The 17,754-nt window shown below is 62.5% G+C and carries 17 protein-coding genes; 5 read left to right on the top strand and 12 right to left on the bottom strand.

All coding sequences use genetic code 11. The annotated features are described in order from the left end of the window. The first annotated feature begins 48 nt into the window (after positions 1-48). The gene (locus OQ248_RS19295) at positions 49-414 is read left to right on the top strand and encodes an Mpo1-like protein (RefSeq protein WP_119429646.1); all 366 of its coding nucleotides are present in this window, start codon (positions 49-51) and stop codon (positions 412-414) included. A 1-nt stretch (position 415) separates the two neighbouring features. Here OQ248_RS19295 and OQ248_RS19290 read toward each other — a convergent pair whose 3' ends face one another. The 3 genes from OQ248_RS19290 to OQ248_RS19280 all read right to left on the bottom strand — a co-directional run bounded on the left by OQ248_RS19290 (position 416) and on the right by OQ248_RS19280 (position 2,455). Continuing rightward, on the bottom strand, positions 416-1,210 hold the full coding sequence (locus OQ248_RS19290; protein WP_265813650.1) for a thioesterase family protein: 795 nt from the start codon (positions 1,208-1,210) through the stop codon (positions 416-418). A 121-nt stretch (positions 1,211-1,331) separates the two neighbouring features. Next, complete coding sequence (locus tag OQ248_RS19285) at positions 1,332-2,099, bottom strand: CHAD domain-containing protein (protein WP_265813649.1); 768 nt, start codon at positions 2,097-2,099, stop codon at positions 1,332-1,334. 77 nt (positions 2,100-2,176) lie between these two features. Further along, positions 2,177-2,455 carry a hypothetical protein gene (locus OQ248_RS19280; protein ID WP_041069470.1) on the bottom strand — a complete coding sequence of 93 codons (279 nt, stop codon included), beginning with the start codon at positions 2,453-2,455 and terminating at the stop codon, positions 2,177-2,179. Between the two features lie 218 nt (positions 2,456-2,673). Between OQ248_RS19280 and OQ248_RS19275 the strand changes: the two genes are divergently transcribed. Next, on the top strand, positions 2,674-3,711 hold the full coding sequence (locus OQ248_RS19275) for a patatin-like phospholipase family protein (protein ID WP_192552146.1): 1,038 nt from the start codon (positions 2,674-2,676) through the stop codon (positions 3,709-3,711). Here OQ248_RS19275 and OQ248_RS19270 read toward each other — a convergent pair. The 6 genes from OQ248_RS19270 to kdpF all read right to left on the bottom strand — a co-directional run bounded on the left by OQ248_RS19270 (position 3,708) and on the right by kdpF (position 11,767). Further along, entirely contained in the window at positions 3,708-4,406 is a 699-nt protein-coding gene (locus OQ248_RS19270) for a response regulator (protein WP_119429650.1), read from the bottom strand. The two genes, OQ248_RS19275 and OQ248_RS19270, sit on opposite strands and share 4 nt — an antisense overlap. Before the next feature lie 48 nt (positions 4,407-4,454). After that, positions 4,455-7,106, bottom strand: a complete 2,652-nt coding sequence (locus tag OQ248_RS19265; RefSeq protein WP_265813648.1) for a sensor histidine kinase KdpD — start codon at positions 7,104-7,106, stop codon at positions 4,455-4,457. A 28-nt stretch (positions 7,107-7,134) separates the two neighbouring features. Then, on the bottom strand, positions 7,135-7,680 hold the full coding sequence (kdpC, locus tag OQ248_RS19260; protein WP_265813647.1) for a potassium-transporting ATPase subunit KdpC: 546 nt from the start codon (positions 7,678-7,680) through the stop codon (positions 7,135-7,137). Positions 7,681-7,897: 217 nt separating this feature from the next. After that, entirely contained in the window at positions 7,898-9,964 is a 2,067-nt protein-coding gene (gene kdpB / locus OQ248_RS19255) for a potassium-transporting ATPase subunit KdpB (protein WP_248743829.1), read from the bottom strand. A gap of 10 nt (positions 9,965-9,974) precedes the next feature. Then, positions 9,975-11,669, bottom strand: coding sequence for a potassium-transporting ATPase subunit KdpA (gene kdpA, locus OQ248_RS19250; protein ID WP_192552151.1), 1,695 nt, complete (start codon positions 11,667-11,669; stop codon positions 9,975-9,977). Positions 11,670-11,677: 8 nt separating this feature from the next. Next, entirely contained in the window at positions 11,678-11,767 is a 90-nt protein-coding gene (gene kdpF, locus OQ248_RS19245; RefSeq protein WP_007899818.1) for a K(+)-transporting ATPase subunit F, read from the bottom strand. A 431-nt stretch (positions 11,768-12,198) separates the two neighbouring features. Here kdpF and eat point away from each other — a divergent pair, with 431 nt between their 5' ends. Together eat and OQ248_RS19235 are read left to right on the top strand one after the other, a co-directional pair. Continuing rightward, positions 12,199-13,563 (top strand): ethanolamine permease, encoded by a 1,365-nt coding sequence (eat, locus tag OQ248_RS19240; RefSeq protein WP_085710789.1) that lies wholly within the window; start codon positions 12,199-12,201, stop codon positions 13,561-13,563. Positions 13,564-13,681: 118 nt separating this feature from the next. Beyond that, positions 13,682-13,849, top strand: a complete 168-nt coding sequence (locus OQ248_RS19235) for a DUF2897 family protein (protein ID WP_065257130.1) — start codon at positions 13,682-13,684, stop codon at positions 13,847-13,849. Positions 13,850-13,894: 45 nt separating this feature from the next. Here the strand turns inward: OQ248_RS19235 and OQ248_RS19230 are convergent, their stop codons facing one another. Further along, the gene (locus OQ248_RS19230; RefSeq protein WP_265813645.1) at positions 13,895-14,746 is read right to left on the bottom strand and encodes a DUF1989 domain-containing protein; all 852 of its coding nucleotides are present in this window, start codon (positions 14,744-14,746) and stop codon (positions 13,895-13,897) included. 175 nt (positions 14,747-14,921) lie between these two features. Here OQ248_RS19230 and OQ248_RS19225 point away from each other — a divergent pair, with 175 nt between their 5' ends. After that, positions 14,922-15,479: a TetR/AcrR family transcriptional regulator gene (locus OQ248_RS19225; protein WP_265813644.1), complete on the top strand. Its 558-nt coding sequence runs from the start codon at positions 14,922-14,924 to the stop codon at positions 15,477-15,479. On the opposite strand, the gene fabF is transcribed toward OQ248_RS19225, so the two are convergent. Both fabF and OQ248_RS19215 read right to left on the bottom strand, forming a co-directional pair. Then, positions 15,476-16,750, bottom strand: coding sequence for a beta-ketoacyl-ACP synthase II (fabF, locus tag OQ248_RS19220; protein WP_265813643.1), 1,275 nt, complete (start codon positions 16,748-16,750; stop codon positions 15,476-15,478). The two genes, OQ248_RS19225 and fabF, sit on opposite strands and share 4 nt — an antisense overlap. Positions 16,751-16,782: 32 nt before the next feature. Beyond that, positions 16,783-17,577, bottom strand: coding sequence for an SDR family oxidoreductase (locus tag OQ248_RS19215; RefSeq protein WP_119429659.1), 795 nt, complete (start codon positions 17,575-17,577; stop codon positions 16,783-16,785). Positions 17,578-17,754 lie beyond the last annotated feature (177 nt).

Genomic DNA, 17,754 nt, shown 5'->3' with positions numbered 1-17,754 from the left:
GGGCCTATTCTTCAACCATGAACCAAACATGGAATGAGGAGCAGCAACATGGGCAAACGTCACCCCAACCTTCCCGCCTGGCAATGGCGCGCGTACCCGGCCAATCACCAGCACCCGACCAATCTGGTGCTGCACTTGATTGCCGTGCCGCTGTTCATCGTCGCGTTTCTGTTGATCGTCTCGGGCGTGTTCAGCCTGAGTCTGGCGAGCGTGGCGATCGGCGTGATCGGGATTGTCGCGGCGCTGGGTCTGCAGCGCCACGGCCACAGCCTGGAGGCGCAAGCCTCCGAGCCGTTCAGTGATCGCAAGGACGCGGTATCGCGCCTGCTGGTCGAGCAGTTTCTGACCTTCCCGCGCTTTCTGCTCAGCGGCGGCTGGTACCGCGCCTGGCGTGAACGCCACCGCCGTCATTGAGTCAGGCGAAGATCGTCACCGTCTGCCGGCTCATGGCGATCAGTTCTCCCTGGGCGCTCCACAGTTTGGCGGCGACATGGCCGTAACCGTCGGCGGCGTACTCGATGTCCGCCAGATACTGGCACCAGTCCAGCGTGCTCAAATCGTGTAATGGCTGAACGAATTCGATGGTCCAGGTCAGCGTGCTGCCCGGTGCCGGTTTCTTCAGATACGGCAACAGCGCAGGCGGCCAGGCATCGACCAGCGCCAGCAGATGCGCCTCGTTGACCGGCTCTTCCTTCACATCCCCACGCAAGCGCACCCAGCCGCCCATCAGCCGCGATTGAATGCCGGTGAACGGCATGCCGCCGACACTCCAGCGCATCGCCAGATGACGCATGAACTCCGGGGTCACGCCTTTGATGTACGGCAATTCCTGGCAATCGTCCCAGTGTTTCATCTCGGGTGCCGGATAAGCTGCAACCGCCACCTCCGACGGGCGCGAAGCACCGAAGCTGCCTTGCACCATCGTCACCACCTGGCCGTTCTGCACCGCGCGCCCCAGCACCTGAATGACTGCTTTGCCTTCGCGCAACACCTCAACCTCGAAGCTGACCGGTACTTCAGGCTCGACCGGCCCGACGAAGGTAATCGCCAGCGACCGCACCGGCCGTTCGGCTGGCACCCGAGTGCGCATCACTTCAAATTGCAGTGCGGCAACCAACCCGCCAAAACTGGCCCGGCCCTGGCCCCACTCGGCCGGAATGGTGACCTCCGGTTGACGGCGGACAGCATCGATCAGATCGCAGAAGCGCATGGGAACCTCGGACACGAAAAAGGGAATGACCGGATCTTAACCAGCGCGGCAGAGCGGCGCAGCGTCCATTCCGGTCAAAGAGACTGACAGATAAGACAGCCGCGCCGGGCTGTAGAGAGATTCAGGATTTGAAGCAGGCAGCGCTGAGTTTTTCCAGCACCCGGTCAGCTTTGCTTTCGGTCTTGATCATGGTGGCCTGCCAAGTGGCGACGCAGGGTTGCAGATCCGCTTCGTGCTCGGCTTTCGCCAGCCATTGCCAGCAATCGTGCCAGTCACCCAGGGCGCCCTGTGCGGACTTCAGGCGAGCCAGCGCCGCTTTCGGCAGGCGATCGAGTTCGGGATAAGCCTCGATGCCGTAACGCACACGCTTGATCAGCAGGCGCAGACGATGGCGGTCGTGGGCCGGATCGTGCAGCGCCACGTCGAGGTTCTTCCATTGTTTGCCCAGGCGTTTTTCGATGCGTTTGTCCAGATCATCGAGCAGTCCCTGACGCTGGGACGCCCGCAGGAAACGCGGAAACGCATCGAGGATCATCAGCAGCGAAGCCACTTCCGCACTGGCCGCCAATGCCGGATAAGCCTCGGCCATCTGCGCCATGCGCCGCTGCGCGGCTTCAGGCTGACCATGTTCGAGCAGGTACGCGGCCAGCACCTCGCGATCACGCCATGGCGTGCTCACTTGCCCGACACCGGCCGCCGCGACTTCCAGTTGCTCGACACCGGGCAAGCCACGCAATGGCCGCAACAGGCTGCGCAAGCGGCGCACGGTGGTTCGCAGATCATGCAGCGCCTCAGGGTCGGTCCGGGCGGTCAAACGTGCCTGACAGGCCAGCAGCCTGACTTCCAGGCTCAGGACATGAGCCACCAACCGGTCGACCAACGCAGACATTACTTGCTCCTGAATTCAATGGCACTGCATGAGTGTGTACCTGCGCAGGGCACCTGCACTTGCGCTACGTCAGCAGCTTAGCGCCCGGCGCGGGATTCGCGAATGTAGAAACGCGCCTTCTCGGCTTTTTTGCTGCAACCCTCGAACCCTTCGAATTGCTGCTGAGTCTTGGCCGCCGTCAGCAACGACAGGGCCTTGGAATAGCTGACCGTGCCGGCGAAACCCTCGGCCTTGGCCAGATCCAGCTCATGCCATGCCGCATCGAGCTGGCTGCCGCAGCTGTCGCGGTAGGCGGTCTTGCCGGCGCAACCGGCCAATGCCAGGGCAATCAAGGGCACACAGATCCAGGCTTTCATCACTTACACCTCAAAGATAGGTCAACAGTCGTGCAATTAAGACGCTGGGGCGGTGAAAAAGTGCCTTGTGCCCCGTGTATCCACCGCACGGCAAAAGATAACGCCAGCGGGTCATGAAGTATCGAAATAACGACGCCAGCGCCACCCCGAACGACCCTGACGATTGTAGCCCGGCCCTCGATGGGTGCATTGTGGAAACCTGTCGGGGAGGAAGTCTGATGAAAAAGCGTGTCGCACTGGTGCTGGGCTCCGGTGGCGCCCGGGGCTATGCCCATATCGGGGTCATCGAGGAGATCGAACGGCGTGGTTACGACATCGCCTGCATTGCCGGTTGTTCGATGGGGGCGGTGGTCGGCGGAATCTACGCCGCCGGTAAACTCGACGAGTATCGACGCTGGATCGAAGGCCTGGATTACCTCGATGTGCTGCGGCTGGTGGACGTGAGTTTCCGCCTCGGCGCAATCCGTGGCGAAAAGGTCTTCGGCCAGATCCGCAAGATCGTCGGCGAGATCAACATCGAAGAGCTGCGCATCCCCTACACGGCAGTCGCCGCCGACCTCACCAACCAGCAGGAAATCTGGTTTCAGGAAGGCTGCCTGCATCAAGCGATGCGCGCCTCGGCGGCGATTCCCAGCCTGTTCACCCCGGTGATGCAGGGTAACCGGATGCTGGTGGACGGCGGCATTCTCAATCCGTTGCCGATCGTGCCGGTGGTGTCGAGCCACTGCGATCTGATCGTCGCGGTCAATCTCAACTCGACCAACCAGCGCCATTACAAGCTGCCGGTAATCCAGCGCCCTGCGGCGTTTCGTAGCCGCTTCGACAACCTGATCAGTTCACTCGGTTCGAAGATGCCGTTCCGCCGCACACAAGCCGAGCAACTGTTGCGACTGGAACAGGAGGCGTTGCGCGCCGAGGCCGCCGAGATCAATCCATGGGTCGAAGGTGCGGAGCCCGAAACCCAGCAACCGGCCGCCGCCCCCGAACGCGACGGCGCCCCGAAATCCGCCACCGGGTCGTTCATCGTCGATAACGTCGGGCCGGCGTCGTTGCTGGATCTGATCAACCAGAGTTTCGAGGTGATGCAGACCTCGCTGGCGCAATACAAGATCGCCGGGTATCCGCCGGACATCCTGATCAACGTACCGAAGCGGGTCTGCCGGTTCTTCGAGTTCTACAAGGCCCCGGAGCTGATCGCGCTAGGCCGGGAGATCGCCCGGGACACCCTCGACCGTTATGAGAGCGAACAGAGCTAAACGCTGTTCTCGTTCAACAACCGATAACCGACGCCGGCCTCGGTCACGATGAATCGCGGCCGGGTCGGATCGTCCGCCAGTTTCTGCCGCAAATGGCCGACGACGATCCGCAAATAATGACTGTCCTCGGTGTGGGTCGGTCCCCAGATGTCCTTGAGCAGTTGCTGCTGGGTGATCACCCGTCCCGGGTGTCGTGCCAGTTGCGCCAGCACCGCGTATTCCTTGCGGGTCAGGGCAACTTCGACACCGTCGAGCAGCACCCGGCGATAGGCCAGATCCACCGTCAGCGGGCCGAAGGCCAGCGCTGCCTGTTGCGCCTCTCCAGCCGGGGCCTGGCGCAACAATGCACGGACCCGGGCGAGAAACTCCTGAATGCCGAACGGCTTGGTCACGTAGTCGTTGGCACCGCCATCCAGCGCCTGGACTTTCTGCCCTTCGCTGGCCCGCACCGACAGCACCAGCACCGGCGCCGTGGCCCACTCGCGAAACTCGCGCAAAACTTGTTGGCCGTCCATGTCCGGCAGGCCGAGGTCGAGCACCAGCAGGTCGGGCTTGTTCAGCGCTGCCTGGGCCAGGCCTTCGGCGCCGGTGCCGGCCTCCAGCACTTTGTAGCCCTGGGAAGCGAGGCTGATGCGCAGGAACTTGCGGATCTGCGGTTCATCGTCGATGACCAAAATGGTCGCGGTCTGAGTCATGAGTTCACATCAACACAAAAGATTGGCAAGAGAGTAGCGCAGGCGGATTCAGGCTTCACCGTCCATCCCCGGTTGCGTCTGCAAGGGCAGGTGCAGGGTGATGCAGGTGCCACGTCCGTCGATACCGTCGCCGACGCTGATCCGCCCGCCATGGGCGCCAACCATGCCCTGACAGATCGCCAGCCCCAGGCCGGTGCCCTGCCCGCCGCGATCGCCTCGGGCGGCGGTGTAGAACATGTCAAAAATCTTCGCTCGCTCATCGACGGGAATCCCCGGCCCTTCATCGCTGACCGAGAAAAACACCTCACTGTCATCCGCCCCGGCACGCAATTGCAGACGGCCGTGGGACGGTGAGAATCGCGCAGCGTTTTCCAGCACATTGACCAGCGCCTGTTCGATCAACGCGGCATGGACGAACAGCAGCGGCAACTCGGCCGGCACATCGGTGCTCACCTGTAACGACGACAACACCGCGCGCAGACGATTGAGCGCACTGCCGACGATGTCTGCCGGCGACACCCAGTCCCGCGCCAGTTTCAACGCACCATGCCCGAGACGGGTCATGTCCAGCAGGTTCTGGATGTAACGGTCGAGACGCTCGGCTTCATCGCGGGTGCCTTCGAGCAATTCGCGACGATCCTCCAGCGGGATCGCTTCGCCGAGGGCCAGCAGGCTATCGATGCTGCCGCGCATCGAGGTCAGCGGCGTGCGCAGATCGTGAGACACCGAGGCCAGCAAGGCACTGCGCAGTTGTTCGGTTTCGCCGTGCAGACGCGCGGCTTCCAGGTCATCGGCCAGTTGCGCACGGGCCAGTGCCTGAGCCAATGGCTGGCTCAACGCGGTCAGCAAGCGACGACGCTGGCCGCTCAAGGTCTGGCCTTCTTTGGCACACACACCGAGCAGCGCCAGCGGCCCGTCTTCCACCGACAGCGGCCACCACCACCAACGCCCGAACGGCAAGGTGCCGGTGCCCATGCCCGCCGGTTGATCGTGTTGCCAGGCCCAGTCGGCGGCGGCGCGCTCGGAGTCAGTAAACTGCAACGGCCCGCCGGTCTCGACTTTCCAGCCACCCTGCCCGTCGCGGTTGAGCAGGCACAGTTGCAGATCGCTCCAGCCATTGAGGTGCTGGGCAGCGGCGCTGACTACGGCCTGACGGTCGGTGGCGGCGGTGAGTTTACGCGACAGGTCGAGCAGCTCGGTGGTCTCTTCCTGGGTATCGCGCAACGCCTGCAATTGCCGACGCTGGCGCGCCGCCAGATTGCCGGTGAGCGCCGCCATCAGCAGGAAGAACAGCAAGGTCAGCACGTCTTCTTCGCGCTGGATGGCGAAGGAAAAATTCGGCGGGATGAACAGAAAGTCGTAGGTCAGGAACGACAGCGCCGCACAGGCCAGCGACGGCCCGAGACTGCTGCGCACCGCCACCAGCAACACCGCCGCGAGGAACACCAGAGAGATGTTCGGCAACGGCAATACGCTGGACACCGCCCACGCCAGCGCACTGGCCAGAATGGTCGCCACCAGCGCCAGCGCATAGTCGAACCACACCAGCGTCGGCGCGGTCCGCAGGCGTGGCGCGTGCTGCTCGTGATCGCTGTCCAGCACGTTGATTTCCAGGCCATGGGACTGACGCAACAGACGCGCCGCCAGTCCACCACCGAACAGTCGTCGGCGCAGACTCGGCCGCGACTGGCCAACCAGCACCAGACTGGCCCGGCGCTCGGTAGCGTGCTGGATCAGGGTCTTCGCCACTTCGCCGGCTCGCAGCAGAACCACTTCCCCGCCAAGCCGTTCGGCCAGTTGCTGGGCGCCTTGCAGGCGCAGACGTGATTGCTCATCGCGCACGCTGCCGTTGTCGACGTGCACCAGGCTCCACGGCAAATGCCGACGCTGAGCCACACGACTGGCATGGCGCACCAATCGTTCGGCATCGGCATTGCCATCGACGCCGACCAGCAGGCGACCGCGAACTGCCGGTGCGGCCTGACCGAGCTTGCGATAGCCCTGCGCCAGATCGTTGTCGACCTGCGCAGCAGCGGTCTGCATCGCCAGTTCACGCAACGCGGTGAGGTTGGTCTGGGTGAAAAACGCATCGATCGCGGCCCGGGCTTGCTCCGGTACGTAGACCTTGCCTTCGCGCAAGCGCTCGAGCAGTTCCCGGGGTGGCAGGTCGATCAGCAGCAGTTCGTAGGCTTCCTGCAGCACCCAGTCCGGCAGGGTTTCGCGCACCTGCACCCCGGTGATGCCGCGCACCTGATCGTTGAGGCTTTCCAGGTGCTGGACGTTGACCGTGGTGTAGACGTCGATGCCGGCGGCGAGCAGTTCCTGAATGTCCTGCCAGCGTTTGGCGTGGCGACTGCCGGGGGCGTTACTGTGGGCGAGTTCATCGACCAGCACCAGTTTCGGTTTTGCTGCGAGCAGACCGTCGAGGTCCATTTCCTCCAGCGTCACGCCACGGTATTCCGAACGCACCAGCGGCAATTGTGGCAAGCCACCAAGCAGCGCTTCGGTTTCGGCGCGGCCGTGGGTTTCGACCACACCGGCGATGACTTTCACGCCCTGGCGCAGCTGGCTATGGGCGGCCTGCAGCATGGCGAAGGTCTTGCCCACGCCCGGCGCGGCGCCGAGAAAAACCTTGAGCCGGCCGCGTCCGTCGCGGGGCAGTTCTGCTAACAGCGCGTCGGCGCGGCCGGAGTCACTCATGCTTGAAGCTCTCTTCCTGAAGGATTCATTACAGCTTTTCCAGCGCCATGTTCAACGCCAGCACATTCACCACCGGCGGGCCCACCAGCGGCTGTTCGATGTGCGCGTCGAGCAACTGCTGCAAGGTCGACACCGGCAAGTTGCGCGCGTGGGCGACACGCGCCAGTTGATAGGCAATTGCGGCCGGTGGCAAGTGCGGATCGAGACCGCTGCCGGAGGTGGTCAACAACGCCAGCGGCACCGGGCCTTGACCGGGCACCAGCAGCTTGTTGGCATCATCGATCACCCGAGTGGCCAGCGCCGGATTGCTCGGCGCCAGGTTGCTCGCGCTGCTCGACACAGTCGCAAAAGCACCCGCCGACGGACGTGGATGAAACCACGCATCGCCGACAAAATCCTGAGCGATCAGGGACGAGCCGCGCACCTTGCCTTCGGCGTCGCGTACCAGGCTGCCGTTGGCCTGCTCGGGGAAGGCGACCTGGGCAACGCCGGTGACGACCAGTGGATAGGCAACGCCGGTGACCAGGGTCATCAGCACCAGCAGGCTCAGGGCCGGACGTAATATTGTGGACATTTCGGAATCCTCGAATTCATTGGGCTTAAAGACTTGGGGTGTCAGGGACATCTTTCCCCTCACCCCAGCCCTCTCCCGGAGGGAGAGGGAGCCGATCTCTATATTTTTCAAGACCTGAGTTCGACTCGATATTTCAGGTCGGTGTAACTCGCCAGAACACCTCGGTCAGTCCCCTCTCCTTCTGGGAGAGGGTTAGGGTGAGGGGACGATTTAGGGGTCAAACCAGATGCAACGCCGTCAGCAGCATGTCGATCGCCTTGATCCCCACGAACGGCACCAAAATCCCGCCCAGGCCATAGATCAGCAGGTTGCGTCGCAGCAGCGCCGCCGCACTCGCCGCCTGCACCCGCACGCCGCGCAGGGCCAGCGGAATCAGCACAACAATGATCAGGGCATTGAAGACGATGGCCGAGAGGATCGCGCTCTGCGGGCTGCTCAAGTGCATGATGTTCAGCACGCCCAGTTGCGGGTAGATCGCAGCGAACAGTGCCGGCAGGATCGCGAAGTACTTGGCCACGTCGTTGGCGATGGAAAAGGTCGTCAGCGCGCCGCGGGTCACCAGCAGTTCCTTGCCGATCTGCACCACGTCCAGCAGCTTGGTCGGATCGCTGTCGAGGTCGACCATGTTGGCCGCTTCGCGCGCCGCCTGAGTGCCGTCGTTCATCGCCATGCCGACGTCAGCCTGGGCCAGCGCCGGAGCATCGTTGGCGCCGTCGCCGCACATCGCGACCAGACGACCGTCGTTCTGCTCGTGGCGGATGCGCGCCAGTTTCTTCTCCGGTGTCGCTTCGGCCAGCACGTCATCCACACCTGCTTCAGCGGCAATTGCGGCAGCGGTCAACGGGTTGTCGCCGGTGACCATTACCGTGCGAATCCCCAGTTTGCGCAGCTCGGCGAAACGCTCGCGGATGCCCGGTTTGACCACGTCTTTCAGATGGATCGCACCGAGCAGCTTGCCGTCGGCGCAGACCAGCAATGGCGTGCCGCCGCTCTGGGCAATCTTGTCGATTTCCCGGGACAGCGCCGGGGCCAGATCCTTGCGTTGTTGACCGAGGAACGCCAGCAGCGAATCCACCGCGCCCTTGCGGAATACACGGCCCTGATAGTCGACGCCGGACAAGCGGGTTTCGGCGCTGAAGGGCACGGCAGTCAGAGTTTCCGGCGCCGGTTCCGGCTGCGGATTGGAGCCGCGCAGGTACTCGACGATGGACTTGCCTTCGGCGGTTTCATCAGCCAGCGAAGCGAACAGCGCGCCTTCGGCCAGTTCACGGGCATTCACACCCGGCGCGGCATACACCGCGCTGCATCGACGGTTACCGAAGGTGATGGTGCCGGTCTTGTCCAGCAGCAACACGTGCACATCACCCGCCGCTTCCACTGCGCGACCGGACTTGGCGATCACGTTCAGACGCACCAGACGATCCATCCCGGCGATACCGATGGCCGACAGCAGGCCGCCGATAGTGGTCGGGATCAGCGTGACCAACAGCGCCACCAGGAACACCAGCGGCAGGCTGCCGTTGGCGAAGTGGGCGAACGGTTGCAGGGTCACGACCACCAGCAGGAAGATCAGGGTCAGGCCGATCAGCAGGATGTCCAGCGCCACTTCGTTCGGGGTCTTCTGGCGTTTGGCACCTTCGACCAGCGCGATCATCCGGTCCAGAGTCGACTCGCCGGGGTTAGCGGTGATCTTCACCAGCAGCCAGTCGGACACCAGTCGCGTATTGCCGGTGACGGCGGAACGGTCGCCGCCGGATTCACGGATCACCGGAGCCGATTCACCGGTAATTGCCGCTTCGTTGACCGCCGCGATGCCTTCGATGACTTCGCCGTCACCGGGGATCATTTCCCCGGCTTCGACGCGCACCACATCACCCTTGCGCAGGCTGGCGGCGGGCACCACCTGAAAGCTGCCGTTGGCCAGTTTGCGACGGGCGCTAAGGCCTTCGCTGCCGGCCTTGAGGCTGTCGGCGCGGGCCTTGCCGCGACCTTCGGCCAGTGCTTCGGCGAAGTTGGCGAACAGCACGGTGAACCACAGCCACAGGGCAATCTGCGCCGCGACAAAAGTCGGCACGACGTTGTCCGGGATGAAGCACAGCACGGTAGTGAAAATCGCCGTCAGTTCGACCACCAGCATCACCGGCGAGCGCACCAACTGGCGCGGGTCGAGTTTGACGAACGCTTGCACCAGCGCCGGACGCCACAGGGCGCTGATCGCGGTTTTGGGCGCTTCTGCCGACTTGGCAGCTACCGCAGGTTTTGAAGCTGGAACATGCATATTCATGATGGATTCCTTAGAAGCCCATGCTCAGGTGTTCGGCAATCGGGCCGAGCGCCAGGGTCGGCAAGAAGGTCAAGCCGCCCACCAGCAAAATGGTCACGGTCAACAGGGTCACGAACAGCGGGCCGTGTGTCGGGAAGCTGTTCTGGCCGATCGGCGCGGTTTTCTTCATCGCCAGGCTGCCGGCCAGGGCCAGTACCGGGAGGATGTAACCAAAGCGACCGATCAACATGCCCAGGCCCAGCATCAGGTTGTGGAACGGGGTGTTGGCACTCAGGCCACCGAACGCCGAACCGTTGTTGGCACTGGCCGAGGTGTAGGCGTACAGCAACTGGCTGAAACCGTGGGGACCGGGGTTGCTGATGGTCGCCGCCGGGCCAGGCAATGCAGCGGCAATCGCCCCCAGCACCAGCACGCCCACCGGCATCACCAGCAAGGTCACGACCAGCAGTTGCACTTCGCGGGCCTGGAGTTTCTTGCCGAGGTATTCCGGGGTGCGGCCGATCATCAGGCCGGCGAGGAACACCGCGATCAGCACGTTCAGCAACATGCCGTAGAGCCCGGCGCCGACGCCGCCGAAGATCACCTCACCGACCATCATGTTGACCAGCGCGACCATGCCGCTGAGCGGGTTGAGGCTGTCATGCATGCCGTTGACCGAACCATTCGAGGCTGCGGTGGTGGTCACCGACCAGAGCACGGTGGCGGTAGTGCCGAAGCGCGATTCCTTGCCTTCCAGCGGTGCGGTCTGTTCGACAGCCACGTTGTTCAGGGCCGGGTTCGGCTGATACTCGGCCCACATCGAAGTAGCGCCGCCGATCAGGAAGAGCGCGAGCATGCAGCCGATGATGGCGCGGCTCTGGCGCAGGTCCTTGACGTAGTGGCCGAAGGTGAACACCAGCGCGACCGGGATCAGGATGATCGAAGTGACTTCGAACAGGTTGCTCCACGCAGTCGGGTTCTCGAACGGATGCGCCGAGTTGACGCCGAAGAAACCACCGCCGTTGGTGCCCAGTTGCTTGATCGCAATCTGACTGGCCGCCGGGCCGAGCGGGATCACCTGATCGACGCCTTGCAGGGTCACCGCATTCACGTATTGCGCGAAGGTCTGCGGCACGCCCTGCCACACCAGATACAGCGCCAGCAGCAGGCACAGCGGCAGCAGGCCGTAGAGGGTGGCGCGGGTCATGTCGGCCCAGAAGTTGCCCAGGGTCTTGGTGGATTTGCGCCCGATGCCACGGCACAACGCAACGAGCACGGCGAGGCCGGTGGCGGCGCTGACAAAGTTCTGCACGGTGAGGCCGACCATCTGGCTCAAGTAGCTGAGGGTCGCTTCACCGCTGTAGGACTGCCAGTTGGTGTTGGTCATGAAGCTGACAGCGGTGTTGAACGCCTGGGTCCACTCCTGGCCCGGCAGGTTTTGCGGGTTCAGTGGCAGGTGATCCTGGAACAACAGAATCGCAAACAGCAACAGGAAGCCCGCGAGGTTGAACGCCAGCAGCGCCAGCGTGTACTTCTGCCAGCTCTGTTCGGCCTGCGGATCGACCCCGGCAATGCGGTAACAGCCGCGCTCGACCGGGCCGAGAATCGGCGTCAGCCAGGTGCGCTGACCTTCCATCACCTTGTAGTAGAAGCGCCCGAGGAACGGCGCCGGCAGCAACACCAACGCGAAAAACGCGAGGATCTGCCAATAGTCATAACTGTGCATAGCCGCTCCTAGTTCCGGTCCGCGCGCAACAGCGCAACCAACAGATAAATGAACAGCCCCACTGCCAGCAGCAGGGACACCCCGTCCAGAACGCTCATGGAAGATCTCCGTGTTACGGCGTATTGCCGCGTGTGGAGGCATTGTCGGAAAGGAGGCTGTAAAGGAACGAGACCGAGGGTACGGGCGGGGCATAAAGAATGCGTAAAGAGTGGGTTTACGCGGGCGTTACAGCGGAGTTTTGCGTCGTGTGGACGGGCCTCTTCGTCGGATCGCCGCCCGGAGCAAGCCCGCTCCCACAAGGGTATGCGTTGTCTGGACGAGCGCGTTTCAAAAATGAGGGAGCGGGCTTGCCCGCGAAGACGGCAGCACAGAAAACATCGCACCCAACTGGCGCACAATTTTGTGGGCATTGCGCCGCGAACATCCCCGATACGACAGCTTTCAGCCCATTGCGACCCGCCAATACAAAATGGCACGCGCACTGCACACGTCCTCCCCCGAGCTTTCCAAACCGTTCAGGGGCATACGCATGAACACACAACTCAAACCCACGCTGGGCACGTTGCATCTGTGGGGCATCGCGGTGGGGCTGGTGATTTCCGGGGAGTATTTCGGCTGGAGCTACGGCTGGGGCGTCGCGGGGACACTGGGTTTTCTGGTGACTTCGTTCATGGTCGCGACCATGTACACCTGCTTCATTTTCAGCTTCACCGAACTGACCACGGCGATCCCGCATGCGGGCGGGCCGTTCGCCTACAGTCGCCGGGCGTTCGGTGAAAAAGGCGGATTGATCGCAGGCCTGGCGACGCTGATCGAATTTGTCTTCGCCCCACCTGCCATTGCCTTGGCAATTGGCGCCTACCTCAACGTGCAGTTTCCCGCCCTCGATCCAAAACACGCAGCAGTCGGCGCGTATATCGTGTTCATGGGCCTGAACATTCTTGGTGTGAAACTGGCGGCGACCTTCGAGTTGATCGTCTGCGTGCTGGCCGTCGCCGAGTTGCTGGTGTTCATGGGTGTGGTCGCACCCGCCTTCAGCTTCAGCAACTTTGCCCTCAATGGCTGGGCCGGCGCGGACGTGTTCGGTGCACCGGCGATTGCCGGGATGTTCGCGGCGATTCCGTTTGCGATCTGGTTCTTCCTCGCGATTGAAGGCGCGGCCATGGCGGCCGAAGAGGCCAAGGATCCGAAACGCACGATTCCCAAGGCTTACATCAGCGGCATCCTGACCCTGGTGCTGCTGGCGATGGGCGTGATGTTCTTTGCCGGCGGCGTCGGCGACTGGCGCACCCTGTCGAACATCAACGACCCGCTGCCACAGGCGATGAAAGCGGTGGTCGGCGACAACTCCGGCTGGCTGCACATGCTGGTGTGGATCGGTCTGTTCGGACTGGTGGCGAGTTTCCACGGGATCATTCTCGGCTACTCGCGGCAGTTCTTCGCCCTCGCCCGCGCGGGTTATCTGCCCGCCTCGCTGGCGAAACTGTCGCGCTTCCAGACCCCGCACCGGGCGATCATCGCCGGTGGAATCATCGGCATTGCGGCCATTTACAGCGACGGACTGATCAACCTCGGCGGCATGACCCTGACCGCTGCAATGATCACCATGGCCGTGTTCGGCGCCATCGTGATGTACATCATGAGCATGCTCAGTCTTTTCAAGCTGCGCAAAAGCGAACCGAATCTGGAGCGGACTTTCCGCGCGCCGTGCTACCCATTGATCCCGTTCATTGCGCTGGTGCTGGCGATCGTCTGCCTGGTGGCGATGGCGTGGTTCAATGCGTTGATCGGCCTGATTTTCCTGGGCTTCATGGCGGTCGGCTTCGGCTACTTTTTGCTCACCGGGCAATTGCGCGCGAACGCGCCGGCAGACGCCATGCTGACCGGGCTTTAACCGCATCAGGCATAACCGGCCTAGAATGGAACCACTGCGATTTCCCATCGCTCAAACGTGGTAAGCAGCATCGCCGGCGAAATCCTCGCCCGGCGACCTGCCATTAAGGAGAGCCGCTATGCCCTGGTATGCCTGGTTGATTCTGGTCGTTGCAATCGGCTCGATCGTGGGGGGTCTGATGATGCTGCGCGACACCGCCAACAAGGTCGAACTGACCGAAGAACAACGTCAACGCGTTGCCGAGCGCAATGCCGAAGCGGACATCAAGGACGCGCAGGATCGCTGAACGAAAAACCCCGCCTGAACCGGCGGGGTTTGTTTTTGACGGCGGTTATTGTTCCCACTCGGCCCTGGCGATGTGCAAGCCATGCAGGCCTTTGTACGCCGCGCGCTCCGGCGAACTCCAGCCTTCGAGCAGCGACTCGTCCAGCCGATAGATTTCCACACCCAGCGGACGGCACACGCTCAACGGATCCTGCGCGTCCGGCCCCCACATCGCCAGCGACAGATCACCGCCGGGACACGTCGACAACGCACACAGCAAGTCGATCTCCGCGAAGAATTCCAGATAATCGCCCTTCTGCGCCGGGCAGGCCTTCATGAAGTACAAGTCATCGTGATTCAGCCCCGTACACTGGAAGATGTTCAGCACGTCGTGCACGTCGAACTCGGTCAGGCCATGGGGCAACACGGCGCGGGTCAGGTTGGAATGGCAGTGATGATGGAAGTCCTCGCCGGTGAGCATTTTGTTCACATACGGATCGCAGCGCGTACCGAGCAAATCGTGCAGGCGCCCGCCATGCTCATCGATGCCGTAATCGGCGAGGCTGTCGTCGGTAATGGTCACCAGCGGTCGCAGAAAAGGCAGGTTCGACCAGAGGCGGTCATGGGTACTGACATGGGCACCCTGCAGTTGTCGGGTGCGCGCCGCCCACATCCGTTCACGCGGATCGTGGGCATTCCACACATTGAAGTCGCCCACCTGAGGCCCCACCGGTGTGGTGACACGAAACACATGGCCCGCCGGAACATGCCAGGCGCGGCCGGTACGGATCGGCACTTCGAATTGCTCGATCAGGGTCCGCGCATCCTTACTGTCGCGAATCCGCTCGTAGAACGGTGCATTGACTTGCAAGGCCGAGCCCTTACTGACTTGATAGGCGGCCGGATAGTCCTTGTACATGGTTCTTCTGCTCCTTCGGTGATGGCAACTTTGTGAGCTGCAACCACTATCCGTGCCAACCGTTGATGGCTGTTACGAACATGTTGGATTCACTGGCAGGCTTTTTAGAAGTAGAAGTACAGTCACCATTCAATTTGCATTGGTTAAGATGGCGGTCTTGTTGCGGAGAGTTTAAATGCGTTACTCGCAAGATCATAAAGCCCAGACCCATCAGCGCATTATCAAGGAAGCATCAGAGCGCTTTCGCAAGGACGGCATCGGTGCGACCGGTCTGCAACCTTTGATGAGGGCACTGGGACTGACCCACGGCGGCTTTTATTCGCATTTCAAATCCAAGGACGACCTGGTCGAGAAAGCCCTGCAAGCCGCCGGCGAGCAGGTCGCAGGCTTGTGCGAAGAGTTGTTCGCTCAGGAAAAACCGCTGGAAGCCTTCATCAATACGTATCTCTCCGAGTGGCACCAGACCTCTCCGCATGAAGGCTGCCCGCTGCTGACCATTTCTTCGGAACTGGGATTGCGCGGACAACCGAGTCCGACCAGCGATCTCGTGCTCAGGGCGCGTCTGGATCAGATCCAGAACACCCTTGAAGGCGAGAACGCGGCCGAACGCAGCATCGTCATCATGGCGACACTGGCGGGCGCGCTCCTGCTCTCACGCAGCGTCGCGGATGCCGGGTTTGCCCAACAGATCCTCGACGTCACCCGCGAACACCTCAAGCGCTCCGAAGACTAAGCCTGCCAGCGCTTGAACAGCACGCTGGCATTGACCCCACCGAAACCGAAGCCGTTGGACAGCGCGTATTCGATCGGCATTGACCGCGCCTGACCGTGGACGATGTCCACGCCTTCGCTGGCCGGGTCGGGATTGTCCAGGTTGAGGGTCGGCGGAGCGGTCTGGTCGCGGATAGCCAGCAACGTGAAGATGGCTTCAAGGCCACCGGCAGCCCCCAATAAATGGCCGGTGGCGGATTTGGTCGAAGTCACGGCGATTTTGTTCTGCGCTCCAAACACCGACTTGATGGCCGCCAGCTCGCCGAGATCGCCAACCGGCGTCGAGGTTGCATGTGCATTCAGGTGCTGCACCTGATCCGGCGCGATACCGGCCTGGGCCAGCGCCAGTGTCATGGCTCGCCGGGCTCCGCTGCCGTCTTCCGGCCCGGCAGTCAGGTGATAGGCGTCGGCGCTGGTGCCGTAGCCGACCAGTTCGGCGAGTGGCCTGGCACCACGGGCCAATGCGTGATCCAGCGACTCGATCACCAACAACCCGGCGCCCTCGCCCATCACAAAACCGTCACGCCCGCTGTCGAACGGGCGGGAAGCACGCTCGGGCGTGTCGTTGTAGCCACTGGAGAGCGCCCGCGCCGCTGCAAAACCGGCAAGGCTCACGCGGTCGATGCATGCTTCTGCACCGCCGCACACGGCAATGTCGGCCTCACCGGCACGAATCAGCCGAGCGGCGTCACCGATCGCCTGCACGCCGGCGGCACACGCGGTGACCGGCGCACCTAGCGGGCCCTTCAGACCGTGCTGGATCGAGACATGGCCCGCCGCGAGGTTGACCAGAAACGAAGGAATGGTGAACGGCGACAAGCGTCGCGGACCACGGCTGTCAGTGGTGCGCACTGCATCGGCGATTGCGCCGAAGCCGCCGACACCGGAGCCAATGATGGTCGCCGTACGTTCCTGAGCACGGGGATCGGTCGGATACCAGCCTGCCTGTTCAAGCGCCTGCCGGGCCGCCTCCATCGCGAACAGAATGAAGCGATCCATTTTCTTCTGTTCTTTAGGTGGCGTGGCAAGATCCGGATCGAAACCGGCTTCAGCGTCCTCTTCCATCGTCGGCACTACGCCACCGACCCGCGTCGGCAGATCCGCAACGACCGCCTCCGGCAGGTTTCGCAATCCCGAACGCCCGGCCAGCAATCGCTGCCAGACGATTTCTACATCACTGCCCAGGGGCGACACCAGGCCCATACCCGTGACAACTACTCGACGCTGATCCATATCGGGTTGACCTCGCACGACTCAAAAGTTTTTTACTTGTAACGGCTGGCTGCCGAACTATGGGACAGATTGGGCGCCATCACATGACGTGCAGCAACGAAGGCTTGCCATTCACCGGCATCGGGCAACGAAGGAATCGTCACGAGTTCGCCCTGGTCCAGACCCGACAGCGCCGCATCCACCATCTCGCCCGCCTCCATGACCATCTCCGCCGGAATACCGCTGGCATCAAAACCGGAACGCGCCCAGATTTCGGTGCGGGTCACACCCGGCAATACCGCTTGCACCTTGACCCCGGTGCCTTCGAGCTCCGTATTCAGCGATTGAGTGAGGCTCAACACGTAGGCCTTGCTGGCACTGTAGGTGGCATTGAAACGCTCGGGGAACAAAGCGACCACTGACGCGATATTGATGATCGTGCCGCGCCCGGCGCGGGTGAACGCGGCTGCCGCTGCGGCTGCCAGGCGGGTGAGGGTTGTGACATTCAACTGAATCAGTTGCTCCAGCACCTCGGGGTCGGCGTTGGCCAGCAAACCATTGACCGCTACCCCCGCATTGTTGACCAACAGGCTGATGCCGGAGTCGCTGCGCAGGCGCTGCTCAAGCTTGAGCACTTCATCCTTTTGCGTCAGATCGGCCTTCAGCACCTCAACCTTAACGCCATGCGCGTCTCGCAATTTACTGGCAGCAGACTCCAGGCGCTCCTGATCGCGAGCCACCAGCAACAGATCAAAACCCCGCGCCGCCAATCGCTCGGCATAGATTGCACCAATCCCTGAAGAGGCGCCGGTAACGAGAGCAGTCCCTTGTGAACGAATGTCGACCATGATTGCACTCCTGAAAACATCTGGGGGGGGGGGAAGAAAGTAAACCGCAAGGCCATTCACCCGCATTTTATTATAGCCATAATCCAAAACAAATATGATAGCCATAATTTTCAAAACGGATGAATGGACACGCCAACGGCACCATCCTCTCGGTGAACACGGCAAGACCCTTGCTCG

Source organism: Pseudomonas sp. COW5, from assembly GCF_026240005.1.
GTDB classification, from domain to species: domain Bacteria; phylum Pseudomonadota; class Gammaproteobacteria; order Pseudomonadales; family Pseudomonadaceae; genus Aquipseudomonas; species Aquipseudomonas kribbensis.
Note: the sequence above shows the minus strand (reverse complement) of the source record. Positions and strands in the feature narration are given on the sequence as shown.